This is a genomic window from Lamprocystis purpurea DSM 4197 (assembly GCF_000379525.1).
Taxonomy (GTDB): Bacteria; Pseudomonadota; Gammaproteobacteria; order Chromatiales; family Chromatiaceae; genus Thiodictyon; species Thiodictyon purpureum.
In genome coordinates, this window is the sequence record NZ_KB902363.1 from 55,993 (window position 1) to 72,819 (window position 16,827).

At 65.2% G+C, this 16,827-nt stretch carries 18 protein-coding genes; 5 read left to right on the plus strand and 13 right to left on the minus strand.

The genetic code is table 11. From position 1 onward, the window contains the following. Window positions 1-22: 22 nt before the first annotated feature. Window positions 23-451 (plus strand): rhodanese-like domain-containing protein, encoded by a 429-nt coding sequence (locus tag A39O_RS0101440; RefSeq protein WP_026199082.1) that lies wholly within the window; start codon window positions 23-25, stop codon window positions 449-451. A gap of 28 nt (window positions 452-479) precedes the next feature. On the opposite strand, the gene iscX is transcribed toward A39O_RS0101440, so the two are convergent. The 9 genes from iscX to A39O_RS0101495 form a co-directional block, all read right to left on the minus strand. Further along, window positions 480-674, minus strand: a complete 195-nt coding sequence (gene iscX / locus A39O_RS0101445; protein WP_083924442.1) for a Fe-S cluster assembly protein IscX — start codon at window positions 672-674, stop codon at window positions 480-482. Between the two features lie 331 nt (window positions 675-1,005). Beyond that, window positions 1,006-1,344, minus strand: coding sequence for an ISC system 2Fe-2S type ferredoxin (gene fdx / locus A39O_RS0101455; RefSeq protein ID WP_020502940.1), 339 nt, complete (start codon window positions 1,342-1,344; stop codon window positions 1,006-1,008). Between the two features lie 14 nt (window positions 1,345-1,358). Next, complete coding sequence (gene hscA / locus A39O_RS0101460) at window positions 1,359-3,245, minus strand: Fe-S protein assembly chaperone HscA (protein WP_020502941.1); 1,887 nt, start codon at window positions 3,243-3,245, stop codon at window positions 1,359-1,361. Window positions 3,246-3,338: 93 nt separating this feature from the next. Further along, window positions 3,339-3,884, minus strand: coding sequence for a Fe-S protein assembly co-chaperone HscB (gene hscB, locus A39O_RS0101465; protein WP_020502942.1), 546 nt, complete (start codon window positions 3,882-3,884; stop codon window positions 3,339-3,341). Window positions 3,885-4,171: 287 nt separating this feature from the next. After that, window positions 4,172-4,558 carry a Fe-S cluster assembly scaffold IscU gene (gene iscU / locus A39O_RS0101470; protein ID WP_020502943.1) on the minus strand — a complete coding sequence of 129 codons (387 nt, stop codon included), beginning with the start codon at window positions 4,556-4,558 and terminating at the stop codon, window positions 4,172-4,174. A gap of 506 nt (window positions 4,559-5,064) precedes the next feature. Continuing rightward, window positions 5,065-6,279 (minus strand): IscS subfamily cysteine desulfurase, encoded by a 1,215-nt coding sequence (locus A39O_RS0101480; RefSeq protein ID WP_020502945.1) that lies wholly within the window; start codon window positions 6,277-6,279, stop codon window positions 5,065-5,067. 117 nt (window positions 6,280-6,396) lie between these two features. Then, complete coding sequence (gene iscR / locus A39O_RS0101485; RefSeq protein ID WP_020502946.1) at window positions 6,397-6,885, minus strand: Fe-S cluster assembly transcriptional regulator IscR; 489 nt, start codon at window positions 6,883-6,885, stop codon at window positions 6,397-6,399. Window positions 6,886-6,945: 60 nt separating this feature from the next. Then, window positions 6,946-7,728 carry a serine O-acetyltransferase gene (cysE, locus tag A39O_RS0101490; RefSeq protein ID WP_020502947.1) on the minus strand — a complete coding sequence of 261 codons (783 nt, stop codon included), beginning with the start codon at window positions 7,726-7,728 and terminating at the stop codon, window positions 6,946-6,948. Window positions 7,729-7,732: 4 nt separating this feature from the next. Then, on the minus strand, window positions 7,733-8,515 hold the full coding sequence (locus A39O_RS0101495) for an RNA methyltransferase (RefSeq protein ID WP_020502948.1): 783 nt from the start codon (window positions 8,513-8,515) through the stop codon (window positions 7,733-7,735). Between the two features lie 77 nt (window positions 8,516-8,592). Here A39O_RS0101495 and A39O_RS0101500 point away from each other — a divergent pair, with 77 nt between their 5' ends. From A39O_RS0101500 to A39O_RS41515, 3 genes are all read left to right on the plus strand, one after another. Then, entirely contained in the window at window positions 8,593-9,390 is a 798-nt protein-coding gene (locus A39O_RS0101500; RefSeq protein ID WP_020502949.1) for an inositol monophosphatase family protein, read from the plus strand. Between the two features lie 122 nt (window positions 9,391-9,512). After that, window positions 9,513-10,973 (plus strand): NAD(P)/FAD-dependent oxidoreductase, encoded by a 1,461-nt coding sequence (locus tag A39O_RS0101505; RefSeq protein ID WP_020502950.1) that lies wholly within the window; start codon window positions 9,513-9,515, stop codon window positions 10,971-10,973. Window positions 10,974-11,055: 82 nt separating this feature from the next. Then, complete coding sequence (locus A39O_RS41515) at window positions 11,056-11,214, plus strand: hypothetical protein (protein ID WP_020502951.1); 159 nt, start codon at window positions 11,056-11,058, stop codon at window positions 11,212-11,214. Window positions 11,215-11,399: 185 nt separating this feature from the next. Here the strand turns inward: A39O_RS41515 and A39O_RS0101515 are convergent, their stop codons facing one another. Next, complete coding sequence (locus A39O_RS0101515) at window positions 11,400-11,828, minus strand: GNAT family N-acetyltransferase (RefSeq protein ID WP_020502952.1); 429 nt, start codon at window positions 11,826-11,828, stop codon at window positions 11,400-11,402. Window positions 11,829-11,995: 167 nt separating this feature from the next. Here A39O_RS0101515 and A39O_RS0101520 point away from each other — a divergent pair, with 167 nt between their 5' ends. Further along, a complete protein-coding gene (locus A39O_RS0101520; protein ID WP_020502953.1) occupies window positions 11,996-12,904 on the plus strand; it encodes an aldo/keto reductase in 909 nt (302 codons plus the stop codon). Window positions 12,905-13,061: 157 nt separating this feature from the next. On the opposite strand, the gene A39O_RS0101525 is transcribed toward A39O_RS0101520, so the two are convergent. The 3 genes from A39O_RS0101525 to coaE all read right to left on the minus strand — a co-directional run bounded on the left by A39O_RS0101525 (window position 13,062) and on the right by coaE (window position 16,816). Further along, the gene (locus A39O_RS0101525; RefSeq protein ID WP_020502954.1) at window positions 13,062-14,108 is read right to left on the minus strand and encodes a quinone-dependent dihydroorotate dehydrogenase; all 1,047 of its coding nucleotides are present in this window, start codon (window positions 14,106-14,108) and stop codon (window positions 13,062-13,064) included. Window positions 14,109-14,396: 288 nt separating this feature from the next. Continuing rightward, window positions 14,397-16,160 (minus strand): biosynthetic-type acetolactate synthase large subunit, encoded by a 1,764-nt coding sequence (ilvB, locus tag A39O_RS0101530; protein ID WP_245561719.1) that lies wholly within the window; start codon window positions 16,158-16,160, stop codon window positions 14,397-14,399. Window positions 16,161-16,231: 71 nt separating this feature from the next. Further along, the gene (coaE, locus tag A39O_RS0101535) at window positions 16,232-16,816 is read right to left on the minus strand and encodes a dephospho-CoA kinase (protein WP_020502956.1); all 585 of its coding nucleotides are present in this window, start codon (window positions 16,814-16,816) and stop codon (window positions 16,232-16,234) included. Window positions 16,817-16,827 lie beyond the last annotated feature (11 nt).

Consider the following 16,827-nt stretch of genomic DNA (forward strand, 5'->3'; position numbering starts at 1 on the left):
CCACCAATCGAGGTAACCCCGCGTGAGTGACGAACACCCAAAAGGCTTGAGCCCGCAGGAGGCACTGCGGATGTTGGAAGAGCATCCCCAGGCGGTCCTGGTTGATATCCGCTCCTCCATGGAGTTTCTGTTCGTGGGCCACCCCAAGGGGGCGGTGCATGTGCCCTGGATCGATGAGCCGGACTGGACCGTCAACCCGCATTTCAACACGGAGATTCGCAAGCTGCTCCTGGGCGGGGCGGTCTGCGACCCGGACAGCCCCTGCGCCCCGGTGATCCTGATCTGCCGCAGCGGCAAGCGGTCGCTGGAGGCCGGCAAGGTCCTGATGAAGGACGGGCTGCGTGCGGTCTACCATGTGGACGAGGGGTTCGAGGGCGATCTGGACGAGCACCACCACCGCAGCAGCCAGGGCGGCTGGCGTTTCCGCGGTCTGCCCTGGGAGCAGTGCTGACCTGTTCACGGCACCGGCGGGGGCGCGACTATTCGCGCTCCTCGATCCAGGCCAGTTGGATGGCTTCCAGGATCTTCTCACCGCACCGCGCCGGGTCGTCCGCGAACTTTGCAAGCGACTCCACCCAGACGCGCAGGTCCACATAGTTCAGGTAACGCGGGTCGACTTTCGGATGCGCCTCGTCCAGGGCGATGGCGATCTCCCGCGTGTCGGTCCACTTCAGTTCCATCGGATTACCTCGCCTATCGCCGTCGTTGTTGGTTTTTCGTTTCTCGTTTTTCGTAAGCTGATCAGCAATTCCAAATTTGGGCGGCATCGCGCGATTCCTGGTGGATGCGGCGCGCGCGACCGCCGTGCCGGGTCCCTGACATCGAGCGGCGCGCCTTATCCACCCTACAGCGGAGCCGGTTTTGTAGGGTGGATAAGCGCAGCGCATCCACCATCAGCCTCGCGGCCGGCACGCTGTTGGCGGCGGCCACCCAAATTTGGAACTGCTGTAAGCTGATGCTTGATAAACTCTAACGAAAAACGAAAAACGAAAAACCGAAAACCGTCTACCGCCGTTCCGAGACCATGTTGATGGTATAGCGCGGGATCTCGATCACCAGATCCGCATCACCCACCAGGGCCTGACAGCTCAGGCGTGATTCGTGCTCCAGACCCCAGGCTTTGTCGAGCAGATCCTCCTCCAGTTCATCGGCCGGGGCCAGTGAATCGAAGCCCTCGCGGATGATCACATGGCAGGTGGTGCAGGCGCAGGAGCGCTCACAGGCGTGCTCGATCTCGATCCCCTCGGCCAGCGCGGCATCGCAGATGCTGACACCCGGTTCGACCGTGATCACGGCGCCTTCCGGGCAGATGCTCTCATGGGGCAGAAAGATCAGATTAGGCATGGGATTGATGTCGCTTACTCGAATGCATCGACCCGCTGCCCGGCCATCGCCGACTGGATGCTGTGGTTCATGCGCCGCTCCACGTAGCGGGCGCATGCCTGTTCCAGGGCGCGGCGGGCATCGCCGATGCGCTTGGCATCGATACTGTTCAGAGTGGCGGCCAGCGCGGTCATGGCGTCCTCGATCCGGGTGCGTTCAGCGGTGTCCAGCAGGGCGTCGCCGTCGCGCGTGAGCGCGGCACGCAGCGATTCGAGGACCCGTTGCGCCTCCACCCGTTCCTCGCGCACGCGCCGCGCGAGCTGATCTTCGCCGGCGTGCTGCCGGGAGTCGCTCAGCATGGCGGCGATCTCGCCGTCGGTCAGGCCATAGGAGGGTTTGACCTCCACGCGCGCCGTGATCCCGCTGGTCAACTCGCTCGCGGCGACCCGCAGCAGCCCGTCGGCATCGATCTCGAAGCTGACCTGGATGCGCGCCGCGCCGGCCACCAGCGGCGGAATGCCGCGCAGCTCGAAGCGCGCGAGCGACCGGCAGTCGTCCACCAGGTCGCGCTCGCCCTGGAGGACGTGGATCGCCATGGCGGTCTGGCCGTCCTTGAAGGTGGTAAAGGTCTGGGCACGTGCGACCGGGATCGTGCTGTTGCGTGGAATCAGCCGTTCCACCAATCCGCCCATGGTCTCGATGCCGAGCGAGAGCGGGATCACGTCCAGCAGTAGCAGGTTGTCTCCCGGACGGTTGCCGGCCAGCAGGTCCGCCTGGATGGCGGCGCCGATGGCGACCACGCGATCCGGGTCGATGTTGGCCAGCGGCGGCCGGCCGAACAAGGCCGCGACCCGCTCGCGGACCCGCGGGATCCGGGTGGAACCGCCGACCAGGACCACCGCGTCGACCTCCGGCACGCGCACCCGCGCATCGCGCAGGGCGCGCCGACAGGCGGCCAGTGAACGGTCGATCAGCGGATCGATCAGGGCCTCGAACGCGGCCCGGTCCAGGGTGGCGGACCAGTGGCGGCCATCCGGCAGGTTGAGCACCAGGTCCGCGGTCGGTGTGCTGCTCAGTTGCTCTTTGGCGGTGCAGGCTGCCTGCATCGCCTGACGCAGCGTCCGGTGGTCGGCGCCATCGTTGACGCTGGCCTGTTCCAACGCCCATTGGGCCAGTAGGCGGTCGAAATCGTCGCCGCCCAGGGCGGAATCGCCCCCCGCGGCCAGTACCTCGTAGACTCCGCGGGTCAGACGCAGAATGGAGATGTCGAAGGTGCCCCCGCCCAGGTCATAGATTGCGTGTATACCCTCGGCCGTCCCGGCATCCGCGTGATCCAGGCCATAAGCAACCGCCGCGGCGGTCGGTTCGCTCAGGAGTCGAAAGACCTTGAGGCCGGCCAGGGTCGCCGCGTCCTTGGTGGCCTGACGCTGGGCGTCGTCGAAATAGGCGGGCACGGTGATGACCACCCCGGCCAGCGGGCCGCCCAGGGTATCCTCCGCGCGCTGCGCCAGGGTCTTCAGGATCTCTGCCGAGACCTCTACGGGGGTCAGATCGCCACCTGCCGTGTGGATGCGCGGTACGGCCGCGTCCGGGTTCACGAAGACGTAAGGAAGGCGACCACCCAGTTGCTTGACCTCCGCGAGACCGCGCCCGATCAGCCGTTTGGCTGACGCGATGGTATTGAGCGGGTCATCCAGGGCGGCCGCTTGGGCATGGTACCCGACCACCGGCGCCGCCGCGGCGCCGAAGCGCACCACGGAGGGCAGGAGGTGGCGGCCCTGCGCGTCCGGCAGGGTCTCGGCGACGCCGCTGCGCACGGTGGCGACCAGCGAGTTGGTGGTCCCCAGATCGATGCCCGCGGCCAGCCGGTGCTGATGGGGGGCGGCCGACTGACCGGGTTCAGCGATCTGTAACAGTGGCATCGGATCTCGTCTGCGCGTTCACGGATGTTGCGGGGAAGCCATCCCGGCCGCCGATGAACGCGGCACGGTGTTCATTGGCGGATGGATTCGTCACTAATATCGGCCATCGATCAGCCCCTCCAGGTCCTCCGCGTCGCGTCGACATTTGTCCAGGAACTGAAGCTTGCGGACGATCTCGCGGGCGCTCGTCAGGTTGGCCGGCGTCGGGTCCGCGAACAGCCCCGCCAGTTCCTTGTCGAGTGCCGCGCTCTGCTCGGCCAGATGAGTCAGCACCCTGGCCACCGCGGCATGGGGATTGGGGCTGCTTTGGGCCTCGGCGAGTGTCTCGCGCAACTCCATCTGCTCCATGAGGAAAGCGCCATCCTTGCTGGTTTCGCTGTCGGTCCCGGGGTCGCCGGTGTGCAGGGACAGCAGGTAGCGGGCGCGGGCGAGGGGATCTTTCAGGGTGCGATAGGCCTCGTTGACCTGGGTCGACGCCTGCAGCGACACCCGCTTTTCATGATCCGCCGCGACCACGTAGCGATCCGGGTGGGTCACCGCCTGGAGTGTGCGATAGCGCTCGGCCAGGCGCTTGGCGTCCACGGCGAAACCCAGCGGCAGGTCGAACAGCTCAAAATAGTTCTTGGAAAAGTCCAGCATGGCAAGATTCACCGCGCAGATGCCTCGCTAGACGTTGAAACTCTCGCCGCAACCGCAGGCATGTTTGGCGTTGGGGGCGACATGGGCGGCGGCAGCGGGTGTCAGGGAGATAGCCATGGGCGTGTCTTCCGCGGGTCGATCCCAATGGGCAAGGACGCGACCCCTGGGCCGCGTGTTGCAGGATGGGGAAATGCTAGGCCCTTTGGGAGCGCGAACGCAAGCGCAAGGTGTCCTCTGGTGTCCCTTTTTGCAATGCCGGCGCCTGGGGCCGGAGACCCGGATGGCGATTACTCCGGCTTACGTTTGGCGGCATAGTCGTGGATGGCCGCCTTGATCGCATCTTCCGCCAGAACGGAGCAGTGGACCTTGACCGGCGGCAAGGCCAATTCGTCCGCGATTTCCTGGTTCTTGATCTGCCGCGCTTCGTCCAGGGTCTTGCCCTTGACCCACTCGGTGAGCAGGCTGCTGGAGGCGATGGCGGAGCCGCAGCCGTAGGTCTTGAAGCGGGCGTCCTCGATCACACCCTGGTCATTGACCTTGATCTGCAGGCGCATCACGTCCCCGCAGGCCGGCGCACCGACCATGCCGGTGCCGACGTTGGGATCGTCCTTGTCGAAAGTGCCCACGTTGCGCGGGTTCTCGTAGTGGTCCAGAACCTTGTCACTGTATGCCATTGCGTTTCACCTCATGTTGAGGAGCTGTCAGCCTGAAGCTCAGGCAGGCTGTGGTAGCCTTGTTCCCTGACATCCAGACAGACCCTTAGGAGTCGGGGCGGTTCAAAACTCGCCCCTTCGTCCGGCTAGCAGCCTGTCGGACTTTAGGCGATTTCCGAATAAGACGCTATCAAGAATCAAGCTCCGTAGGAGCCCGCTTGCGGGCGACGTGACCTGCCGGAATCGCGTCATTGTGCCCCNCCCGTCGCCCGCAAGCGGGCTCCTACGGGTTGGATTTTTCGCGGAAATCACCTTNCGTTAGATTGTGGAGCAACAAAAAGCCTTTATGTTGACTCATACCCTAATCCTAGGGGCTAAGTCCGACAGGCTGCTAGTAACGAGTCAAACATATCGTTGTCGTTGTCGTTGTCGTTGTCGTAATCGTAATCGTAATCGGATAAGCGGTTCAAGTTAGGCATGAGCAGCCCGATGCCGATCAGGTTTCGATTTAGTGAACCGTTCCTTAGTCAATGCCCAACCCATTGCACTGACTTGAGATCCACCCCGTCCTGATACATGTCCCAGAGCGGCGAGAGTCCGCGCAGCCGCTCTACCTGGGTGCGGATCTTGGCGATCGCATAGTCCACCTCCTCCGCGGTGGAGAAACGGCCCAGGGTGAAGCGGATGGAGCTATGAGCGAGTTCGTCCTCGCGGCCGATCGCCCGCAGGACATAACTGGGTTCGAGGCTGGCGGACGTACAGGCGGAGCCGGAGGAGACGGCCAGATCCTTGAGCGCCATGATCAGCGACTCGCCCTCCACATAGGCGAAGCTGACATTGAGATTGCCGGCGACCCGGTGTTGCGCATCGCCGTTCAGAAAAACCTGATCCAGGTCCTTGAGTCCATCCCACAGCCGTTCGCGCAGGGCCAGCACGCGCGCATTCTCCTGCACCATTTCGAGGCGGGCGAGGCGGAAGGCCTCGCCCATGCCGACGATCTGGTGGGTGGGCAGGGTGCCCGAGCGCAGGCCGCGCTCGTGACCGCCGCCGTGCATCTGCGCCTCGATCCGCACTCGCGGCTTGCGCCGCACATACAGTGCGCCGATGCCCTTGGGACCATAGGTCTTGTGGGCCGAGAAGGACATCAGATCCACCGGCATGACGTCCAGGTCGATCCGGACCTTGCCGGTGCTCTGGGCGGCGTCCACGTGCAGCAGGCAGCCGCGGGCACGGGTCAGTTCGCCGATGGCGGCGATGTCCTGGATCACCCCGATCTCGTTGTTCACGTGCATGACCGAAACCAGGATGGTGTCATCGCGCAGGGCGGACTCCAGCTTGTTGAGGTCGATCAGGCCGTTCGGTTCGGGGTCGAGATAGGTGACCGTGAACCCCTCACGCTCCAGTTGGCGACAGGTGTCCAGCACCGCCTTGTGCTCGGTCTTGACGGTGATCAGATGGCGCCCGCGCTTCTGGTAGAAGTGGGCGGCGCCTTTGATCGCCAGATTGTCGGATTCGGTGGCACCGGAGGTCCAGGCGATTTCTTTGGGATCGGCGTTCACCAATTCGGCGACCTGTCGACGGGCATCTTCCACGGCTTCCTCAGCCGCCCAGCCGAAGGCGTGGGAGCGTGACGCCGGGTTGCCGAACACGCCATCCGGGGTGAGGCAGGCACACATGCGTTCCGCCACCCGCGGATCGACCGGGGTGGTGGCTGAATAGTCCATATAAATCGGCAGCTTCATGTCGAACTCCGCGCCGCCTCCACCGTGCTGGAGGCAGGGGCACTCGCTAGGGATAGGGGCCGCGCGGCAACCCGCCGCGGGGCCCGCGCAACCGACCAGGCAGGTCGAACCGGCTGCTCAGATCGGGGCGGTGGCGCGTCCGCCCGCCACCACCCCGAGCTTGATGTCGACCGTGGTGCAGGGCTGGGTGCGGTCGCCCGCAGGGTCGCGCCGATTCACCAGATCCTGCAGCGTGATGGTCTCCAGGTAGTCCTGGATCCGGTTGCTCAGGTCGAACCACAGCGCGTGGGTCAGGCAGGGGTGACCATCCTGGCAGTTGCCGGCGCCGCCGCAACGGGTGGTGTCCACGTTCTCGTCCACCGCGACGATGACCTCAGCGACGTGGATTTCGCCGGCGGAACGGGCCAGATTGTAACCTCCGCCCGGACCGCGGACACTGGTCACCAGGCCGTTACGTCGGAGTTTGGCGAACAACTGCTCCAGATAAGACAGGGAGATACCCTGCCGTTGGGCAATGTCGGCAAGCGCCGTCGGTCCCTGGCCGTGATGGATGGCCAGGTCCAGCATCGCAGTGACCGCGTAGCGGCCTTTCGTCGTCAGTCTCATGCTCCACGCCCTCCGGGGGTCTTCCCTGCACATCCTACGTTACCCGACCTCATTGATCAATTAATGACTTGGATTGGGCTTCAAGGGTTCCGGGTTGGGTGAGTCGATCACCACCGCGTCCAGGTCGGCGTCGTGGTCGAAGTGCGGCATGATTCCGTTGGCCTCCAGGGCGCGTGACATGGCCTCCATGCGGCCATCCATGTGGTGGATGTGGTCGAGCATGCGGTTGATGGCGTTGGCCACCGGGTCCGGGGCATCGACGGTCGCGCCGTAGGCGTCGAAGCCGATGCGGGCGGCGGTATCGGCGCGGCGGCGCTGGTCCGCATCCCGCTCGCGCTCGATGATGCGGCCGGGCACGCCGACCACGGTGGCGCCGGCGGGAACCGTCTTGACGACCACCGCATTGGAGCCGATCCGCGCCCCGTCGCCGATCGTAATCGGTCCCAAGACCTTGGCACCGGCGCCCACGACCACGTCGCGCCCCAGGGTCGGGTGGCGCTTGCCCGGCTGCCAACTGGTGCCGCCCAGGGTCACGCCGTGGTAGAGGGTACAGTCGTCACCGACCACCGCGGTCTCGCCGATGACGACGCCCATGCCGTGGTCGATGAAGAAGCGGCGGCCGATCCGGGCGCCGGGATGGATTTCGATCCCGGTGAAGAGGCGCGCGACATTCGACAGCATCCGCGCCAGCAGCTTGAGGTCGTGCACCCACAGGGTGTGAGTCAGCCGATGGGCCAGCACGGCGTGCAGCCCCGGATAGGTCGTCAGGATCTCAAACCCGGTGCGGGCCGCCGGGTCACGATCGTAAATGCTTCCGATATCCTCTCGCAGTTGGTCGAACATGCGCTTAACTGGGCTCCTGCTCCTGGTGCACCGCGGCCGGACGGTGCGCGGTTTTGCGTCCCTGGGCGGCGCTGAGGATGCCGCGCAGGATATTGATTTCGATCCAGTCGGGGCGCGCCCGGTTGAACAGGCGCCGCAACCGCATCAACAGCCGGCTGGATTGCTCCGGATCACCGAAGCCGATCTCCGCCAGGGTCCGGGCCAGATGGTCGTGGAAGGCGTCCAGGGCCTCCGCGGTCGCCAGATCGCGCGCGTCCTCGCGGATTTGCTCGCCCTGACCCTCCCGCCAGGCACGCCGGATTTCATAGGCAAGCACCTGAACGGCGGCGGCGACATTGAGCGAACTGAACGCGGGGTCGGTCGGGATCTGCACCAGATAGTGGCAGCGGGCGAGTTCTTCGTTGGTGAGTCCCGAGCTCTCCCGCCCGAGGACCAGGGCCACCTCGCCCGCCGCGGCCTCGGCCAGCAGCAGGCGGGCCGCCGCGGGTGGTTCCAGCAGCGGCCACTCCACCGTGCGTTGCCGGGCGCTGGCGCCGATCACCAGTCGGCAGCCGGCGAGGGCGCCGACCAGGTGCTGATGCGTTCCCGCCCGCTGCAGCAGGTCATCGGCCCCGGCCGCGCGGGCCAGGGCCTCGGCATCGGGCGGGTGGCGGGGTTTCACCAGTTCCAGGCGGCTCAGGCCCATCGTCTTCAGCGCCCGCGCGGCAGCGCCCAGGTTGCCGGTATGGGTGGTCTCCACCAGCACGCAGCGGATGCGGGCCAGGGTCATGTCGGTCTGCGCGTCCATGGGGTCTTCAGCTTCTACAGAACAAGGGTACATTGTCAATCTTTGATCCGCACGTCCCTTGGGGTATCGTGTCGGTCATGAATCCTACCGTGAATATCGCTATCCGCGCCGCCCGTGCCGCAGGCAAGGTGCTGCTTCGTTACTACGACCGCCTGGACCAGGTCAAGGTCCAGACCAAGAGCCGCAACGACTTCGTCAGCGAAGTCGACCGCAGCGCCGAGCAGGTCATTATCCAGGAACTGCGGGCCCGTTTCCCCAGCCACGCGATCCTGGCCGAGGAAAGCGGCGCCCAAGGGGAGGGCGACTACCAGTGGGTGATCGACCCGCTGGACGGCACCGCCAACTATCTGCATGGCTTCCCCCAGTTCTCGGTCTCCATCGCCTTACGGGTGCGCGGGCAACTGGAATGTGCCGTCGTTTACGATCCGCTGCGCGAAGAACTCTACACCGCCGCGCGCGGCGAGGGTGCCCAACTCAACGACCGGCGACTGCGGGTGGCCGGTCGGCCGTCGCTCGACGGGGCGCTGATCGGCACCGGGTTTCCCTTCCGCGACCAGCGCCATATCGACGCCTATCTGGGCATGTTCAAGGACATGACCCTGTCGACCGCCGGTTTGCGCCGCCCCGGCTCGGCCGCCCTGGATCTGGCCTATGTCGCCGCCGGGCGCACCGACGGATTCTGGGAGTTGGGTCTGTCGCCCTGGGACTTCGCGGCCGGGGCCTTGCTGATCACCGAGGCCGGGGGCACCGTGACCGATCTGAGCGGCGGCACCCGTTATTTCGACACCTGCAACCTGGTGGCCGGCAACCTCAAGGTCCATCAGGCGATGCTCGAGCTCATTGGGCCCCACTTGAGCGACGCGCTGCGCGCCTGATATCGGCGCCGGCGCTGATTCCCTAGGCAAGTCATTGACTACCATAAAAATGCTGTATTTGACAGTCTTGCTCAGGCTTGCTAGCGTGGCTGGCGAACTCAAACGAGGAGGCTGTACATAAGATGTCACGCATCGTTATTCTCGGCGCCGGTATCTCGGGCCACACCGTGGCCCGCTATTTGTCCCTGTGGGTCGGCAAACAACATCAGGTCACGGTGGTCTCACCGAAACCGCAGTGGAACTGGATCCCGTCCAACGTCTGGGTTGCCTGCGGCGAGATGACCGCGGAGCAGGTGACCTTCGACCTTGCGCCGGTCTATCAGAAGGCCGGCGTGGAGTTTCTGCTGGGTAAGGCTGTTTCGGTGCATCCCGAAGGCGCGGCGGAGCGCAGCCGCCCCTTCGTCCGCATCGAGTCTACCGACCCGGCCCACGCCGGCCGGACCGAGGATGTCGATTACGACTTCCTGGTCAACGCCACCGGCCCCAAGCTCAACTTCGGTGCCACGCCCGGTCTGGGGCCGGAGGGGGGCTATACCGTCTCGGTGTGTACCGCCGAGCACGCCGTACACGCAAACGCGCAGTTGCAGGAGCACATCCAGGCCATGAGGGCTGGTGCGCGGCGCCGTTTTGTCGTCGGAACCGGGCATGGTATGTGTACATGCCAGGGCGCGGCCTTCGAATACATCTACAATGTCGACCATTCGCTGCGTCAGGCGGGGGTCCGTGATCAGGCCGAGATCACCTGGATCAGCAACGAGTACGAACTCGGCGATTTCGGAATGGGCGGCGTCCATATCAAACGCGGCGGCTATGTCACCAACGGCAAGGTGTTTGCCGAGTCGCTGATGGTCGAGCGCGGTATCAGTTGGATCACGCGCGCTGCGGTCAACAAGATCGAGCCCAACAAGATCCATTATGAGACGCTGGAGGGAACCTACCACGAGTTGGACTACGATTTTGCGATGCTGATCCCGCCCTTTGCCGGAGTCGGGTTGAAGGCCTTCGGTAACGACGGCAGTGACATCACCGCGGCGGTGTTCGCCCCTAACGGGTTCATGAAGGTGGACGCGGACTATAATCCCAAGCCATTCGAGGAGTGGAGTAAAGCCGACTGGCCCCGGTACTACGAGACGCCGAAGTACAAAAACGTCTTCGCGGTCGGTATCGCCTTTGCGCCGCCGCACCTGATCAGCAAGCCGATGAGCAGTCCGAACGGTACGCCGATCAACCCGGCACCGCCGCGCACCGGCATGCCCTCGGCGGCCATCGGCAAAGCGGTGGCTGAGAATATCCGGGATATTCTCAACGGCAAGGCCACTGGACCAACCCACACCGCATCGATGGCCGAGATGGGTGCCGCCTGCGTCGCTTCCACCGGCTCTCATATTTTCAAGGGCAGTGCAGCGACCATGACGGTATTCCCGGTCGTACCCGACTACGAGACCTATCCTGACTACGGTCGCGATATGGATCTCACCTTCGGCGAGGTCGGTCTGGCCGGGCACTGGATGAAGTGGATTCTGCACTACGTCTTCCTCTACCAGGCGCAGCTCAAGCCCGGCTGGTCGATCCTTCCGGATTGATCTTCACGGAATCCGGTCGGTCTGATGACCGGCCGGGTCGTCCACAAAACCTTGCGATCACCTTACCCAGCGGAGGTATGACATGCCCGCCAAGAACAAAGAGCCCTATAAGCAATCCTATTATCCACCGATGCCGACCGGTTTAACGCGCTACATGCGCCGGTCGCTGGTCTGGCAATTCATCCGCTTCTGGATCATCAATTTCAAGATCTTCAAGCTGCTGACCAAGTCGCATCACTAAACCGCGCCCAGCGCGGTATGTAATGTTCTCGGATGGAATCGGCTCCGGCAGACTCGACGATTGCTGGAGGTGGCGCGGTTTAACGTTTTGAAAAATATAATTTTAAACCGCGTCTCCACCGAGGTTGGTTAAATCACCAAGACCGAACACACCATGAAAATCATGCATGTCACGCTGGACGTGGTTTAACGCAACGGAAAAGGTGTGGTGACGATACTCGTTGGACACTCGCACCCGCGAGCGAACGCCAGTTGATCCGCGTTGCCGGCATAGACCCAGGCGGTCAGCCGGTGCGCCACCACGAAGTCGACCGCTTGCCCGATGAGGCGACGGCCCAGGCCCTGGCGACGCCAGTCCGGGTCCACAAAGACGCTGATATGCGCATTGCGCGGTGAGTCCTTGAATGGGGCGAACCAGCGTGCCAGGCTCCAGCCGACGATCACGTCGTCGTGCCAGGCCAGGAAACAGCGGACGTACGGGGGGCGCTCGCGCAGGATCGTCAGCAGGTGGGAATCAGTGCCGCCCGCGGTCAGCGCCCGCAGTCGCTTGCGCTCGGCGGCCGTCACGCGCCGCAGCGGCCTCGATTCGAAACGGATGTCTGGTTGATCGGTCATGCGGGGTCAGGCTCATCGCGGCCCGGTCTGGGAGCGGCAGACGGTATTTTGCCACAGGGCGGGCGCAGCAGCCCGTTCGCTCCCTGGCTTGTTGCTGTTGGTAGACGCTCTGTCAGATCGATCCGCCGGGTCGATCCGGCCATCGCCTTCAGTGTGAGGATCGCCCTATGTCGTGCTCGCGCATTGCGGCCTGTCCCGCGGGGCCTGACTTCAGCCGCTTCGTCATGGGCTATTGGCGCCTGATGGACTGGGGATTGACCACGCACCAACTCATCGCGTTCATCGAACAGGGCTTGGCGCTGGGGATCACCACCGTGGACCACGCGGACATCTACGGCGGCTACCGGGTGGAGCGCTGTTTCGGTGAGGCGCTCGCGCAGGCACCTGGACTGCGTGAGCGCCTGGAGATCGTCACCAAGTGCGGGATCGGGCTGGTATCGCCCGAACGGCCTGACCATCGCATCAAGCACTATGACACGAGCCGCGATCACATCCTGGCGTCGGTGGACCGGAGTCTCGCGAACCTCCAGACCGATTTCATTGATCTCCTGCTGATCCACCGGCCGGATCCGCTGCTGGACGCGGATCAGGTCGCCGAGGCCTTTCAGACCCTGCGCGCGGCGGGCAAGGTCCGCTGGTTCGGGGTGTCCAATTTCAATCCGCATCAGTTCGCGTTGTTGCAGGATCGGCTGCCATTTCCGCTGGTGACCAACCAGTTGGAGATCTCGCCCTATCAGCTCGCGCCCTTTTTCGACGGCAGTCTGGATCTGTGCCAACGGCGGCGGATCAGCCCGATGGCTTGGAGCTGCCTGGGTGGTGGACGGCTGTTCAGCGAGGAGGACCCGTGCAGCCAACGGCTGCGGCAGGTGTTGGGAGAGGAGGCGGCTGCGGTCGGCTGCAGCCTGGAGCAACTGGTCTATGCCTGGGTCATGGCGCACCCGAGCCGACCGCTTCCGCTCATCGGCAGCGGTCGAATCGATCGGGTGCGCCACGCGCTGGAGTCGGAGCAGATCGTCCTGGATCGGCAGGCCTGGTTCCACATCCTCCAGGCTGCCGCCGGGGCGGAGGTGCCGTGATCCTGAAGTCAGCCCGCGATTCCGTGGGAGCGGCCTCCGGCCGCGATGGGGGCTCGCGGGATCACGAACGTCAGCATTCATCTCAGCATTGCGTCGCGGCCGCGGGCCGCTCCACGGGAGACGTTATCGGTCGGGAAGACTCAGACGGAGCACCTGACTAGGCCCGCTCCAGTCGATCGAGGAGGCGCCGCACCCATCCGGGTCCGCCATAAATGAGCCCGGTGTAGACCTGAAGCAGGTCCGCCCCGGCTGCCAGCTTGGCCTGCGCGCCTGTTGCATCCATGATTCCGCCGACGCCGATCAGCACCGGCGCAGGGCCCAGGGCTTGCCGCACGGTTTTGAGCAGGGCCGTGCTGCGGCCCAATAGCGGCCGGCCCGACAGACCGCCGCTCATGCCGTCGGTAACGCTGCGCAATCCCGCGAAGCGGATCGTGGTATTGGTCAGGATCAGGCCGGTGCAGCCCGCGTCCAGGGCCGCCCGGGCGCAGGCGATGGCGTCCGCGTCAGCGAGGTCCGGGGCGAGTTTCAGCAGCAGGGGGCGCGGCTGGCGCATGGCCTGGTTGGGGGTCTGGATGGCATCGACGATGCGCCGGACTTCATCGACCGATTGCAGGTCCCGCAAGCCCGGCGTGTTCGGGCTGGAGATGTTCACCACCACGTAATCGGCCAGCTCGGCGAGTCGTTCGAAGCTCGCCCGATAGTCCGCGGCGGCGCCCTCAGCCGGGGTGACCTTGGATTTGCCCAGGTTCACACCGAGCGGCACCTGGAGGACGGCGCGCGCGCGCAGTCGGGTGAGGCGCGCCTGCATGGCCACCGCACCGCCGTTGTTGAACCCCATGCGGTTGATGATGGCCTCATCCGCGGGCAGGCGGAACAGCCGCGGTCGCGGGTTGCCGGGTTGGGGCAGGGCGGTGACGGTGCCGACCTCCACGAAGCCGAAGCCCAGCCGCTGCCAGGCCGGGACCGCCGCACCTTCCTTGTCCAGCCCGGCGGCGAGGCCGATCGGGTTGGGAAAGTCCAAACCCATGACCCGGCGCGCCAGCGCGGGTCGCCGCGCGGGGTCCGTGGCAGGCAGCCCACCGCCGAAGGCCGCCGACCAGCGCGCCAGGAGTCCCAGCGCGAGTCGGTGGGCCAACTCCGGATCGAGCCGAAAGGCCAGGGGTCGGATCAGGCGCCACAGGCCAGTGGAGTCGTTGCTGTACATCATTGATTCCGAAATTAATACGCCGTTCCATCGAGTCCTGCGAATCCGTCGTGCCGGCGCGCTACCATCCATGGCACTGGATTCCGGCATCCTGCCGGAATGACGCCGCAGCTGAAGTTGGAGCGGGGTACGATAGCGTTCGCACCTGATATCCAGACAGACCCTTGGTGTAGGGGCGGGTTTGAAACCCGTAGGGGCGGGTTTGAAACCCGCCCCTACGTCCGGTAATCACGTCCGAAGGCTATAACACAGACCGGGAAAATCGCCCTTAAAGGCGATTTTCCCGGTTCAGGACTCGATCATCTGGTCCAGGCCATGCCCCGGCCGCACCATGGGCAGCACGTTTTCCGCCTTGTCGACCCAGCAATCCACCACCATCGGGTGCGCATCGGCCAGGGCCAGGGCGATGCCTTCGTGCAGTTCCGCCGCGGTCGTGATCCGCAGGGTCTTGAGGCGCGGGTAGACGTGCTTCAACCCCAGCAGATTGGGAATCTGGCGGCGGCAGTCCTCGTCCATCTCGGTGCAGTCGCGATCGCAGTCGACGTTGCGGGAGAGACAGGTCTCGTAATGGTGCCCGTCGTCCATCATGTCCTCCCACTGGCGCACCATTCCCAGGTAGTTGTTGTTGAGCACAAAAATCTTGAGTGGAATCTGCTGCGCCACCACCGTGCCGAGCTCCTGGATGTTCATCTGGAAGCTGCCGTCGCCGTCGATCAGGACCACCGGCCGGGTCGGGTCGGCGAACCAGGCGCCGATGGCCGCCGGCAGGCCGAATCCCATGGTCCCCAACCCGCCGGAGGAGACCCACTGGCGGGGGCGCTGGAAGCGGTAATACTGGGCCGCCCACATCTGGTGCTGGCCCACTCCGGTGACCAGGGTGGCGTTGCCGCCGGTCAGCTCGGAGATGGCCTCAACGACCGCCTGGGGCTTGAGGTTGGGCATTGGCAGGTAAGGCATGGGCATCTGGGTGCGCCACTGCTGGATCAGGACCATCCAGTCCGGGTGGCTGGCGGTGCGCCCGGTGCCCAGCGCATAGTCGAGAAAGGCGTCCAGGCCGGCCACCAGATGGAGGTCGGTCGGCACTGTCTTGTCGATCTCGGACGGGTCGATGTCGACCTGGGCGATGCGTTTTCCCTTGGCGAATCCGCTGACCGCCACCCGATCATCGAAGCGCCCGCCGAGCGTCAGGATCAGGTCGGCGTCGCGCAGGGCATAGTTGGCCGGGATGGTGCCGTGCATGCCGGGCATGCCCAGATTGTGCGGATCAGCAAAAGGCACTGCCCCCAGGGCGTTGAAGGTGGTGGTCACCGGCACATCGAAGCGCTCGGCGAACCGGCACAGGGCGGCGGCGGCTTCCGCATGAATGATCCCGCCGCCGGCCTTGATCACCGGGCGTTGGGCGGTGGCCAGAGCGGCGAGGATGGCGTCGGCCTGGGCCGCGTCGAACGGCACGGGCTCACGATGGCGCCGTCGCGGCGGATTGGTCTCGGTCACCTGCGCGAGTTGTACGTCCTTGCAAATGTCGACCACCACGGGTCCGGGCCGGCCATGAATGGCGAGCGCATAGGCTTCCCGCAGCACCCACTCCAGGTCGCGCACGTCCTTCACCAGATAATTGTGCTTGGAGATATGGCGGGTCAGGCCTACCGTGTCCACTTCCTGAAAGGCATCGGTACCGATGGCCCGGCTCGGTACCTGGCCGGTGATGAACAGGGTTGGAATCGAATCCTTGTAGGCGTCCGCGATGGGCGTAGTGAGGTTGGTTGAGCCCGGCCCCGAGGTCGCCAGGGCGACGCCCACCCGGCCGCTCACCCGCGCGTAGCCCTCAGCCGCGTGGCCGGCCCCGCCCTCCTGACGGCACATGATGAAGCGCGGGCAGGGTTCGCCGCGGCGCATCCGCTTGTTCAGCTCCACGTGCAGGGGGATGACGGCCCCGCCGGTGTGGCCGAAGATGACCTCGACGCCGAGATCGGTCAGCACGTCGAATAACAGGGCAGCGCCGGTGGGGTGAGTGGGGGTCTCTGGGGCGTTCATGGTGATTCTGCGTTTCATGGGGAGCAGTGAGTCATGGCGACATGATCCCAGAAAAAGCGGTCAGCCGTAAGGCGGTTGCCGGAAATCGCCTAAGCTGCCAGGTAGCGCCGATGCATCCGTTCGACCTGGGGTGCGAGTGCCTCAGGCCCGCCGCCGTTGTCGATGATGTCATCGGCCCCGGCCAGGCGCTGCGCGCGCGGGACCTGAGCCGCGATGATGCGGGCGACCTCCGCTTTACTCAGGCCGCTGCGTCGGCACACCCGGTCAATCTGGACCGACTCGGGGCAGTCCACGACCAGAATGCGGTCCATCAGGGTCTGCTGGCCGGTCTCGAACAGCAGCGGGATCACCAGCACCGCGTAGGGGGTCGTCAGGCCCGCCGCCCGTTCCAGCATCAGGGCGCGGATCGGCGGGTGCAGGATGGATTCCAATCGCGTCCGCGCCGCGGCATCGGCGAAGACGCGCGCGCGCAGTGCCGCGCGGTCCAACTGCCCGTCGGGGAACAGGCAGTCGCTGAAGGCGCTGCCGATCCGCGCCAGGATCGGTGCGCCGGGTGCCGTCAGTTCGCGGGACAGCAGATCGGTGTCGATGACCCCGGCACCCAGCGCCGCGAGCTGATCGGCCACGGTGGATTTTCCGCTGCCGATTCCGCCGGTGAGGCCGACTTTGAACACTGAGGTGATCG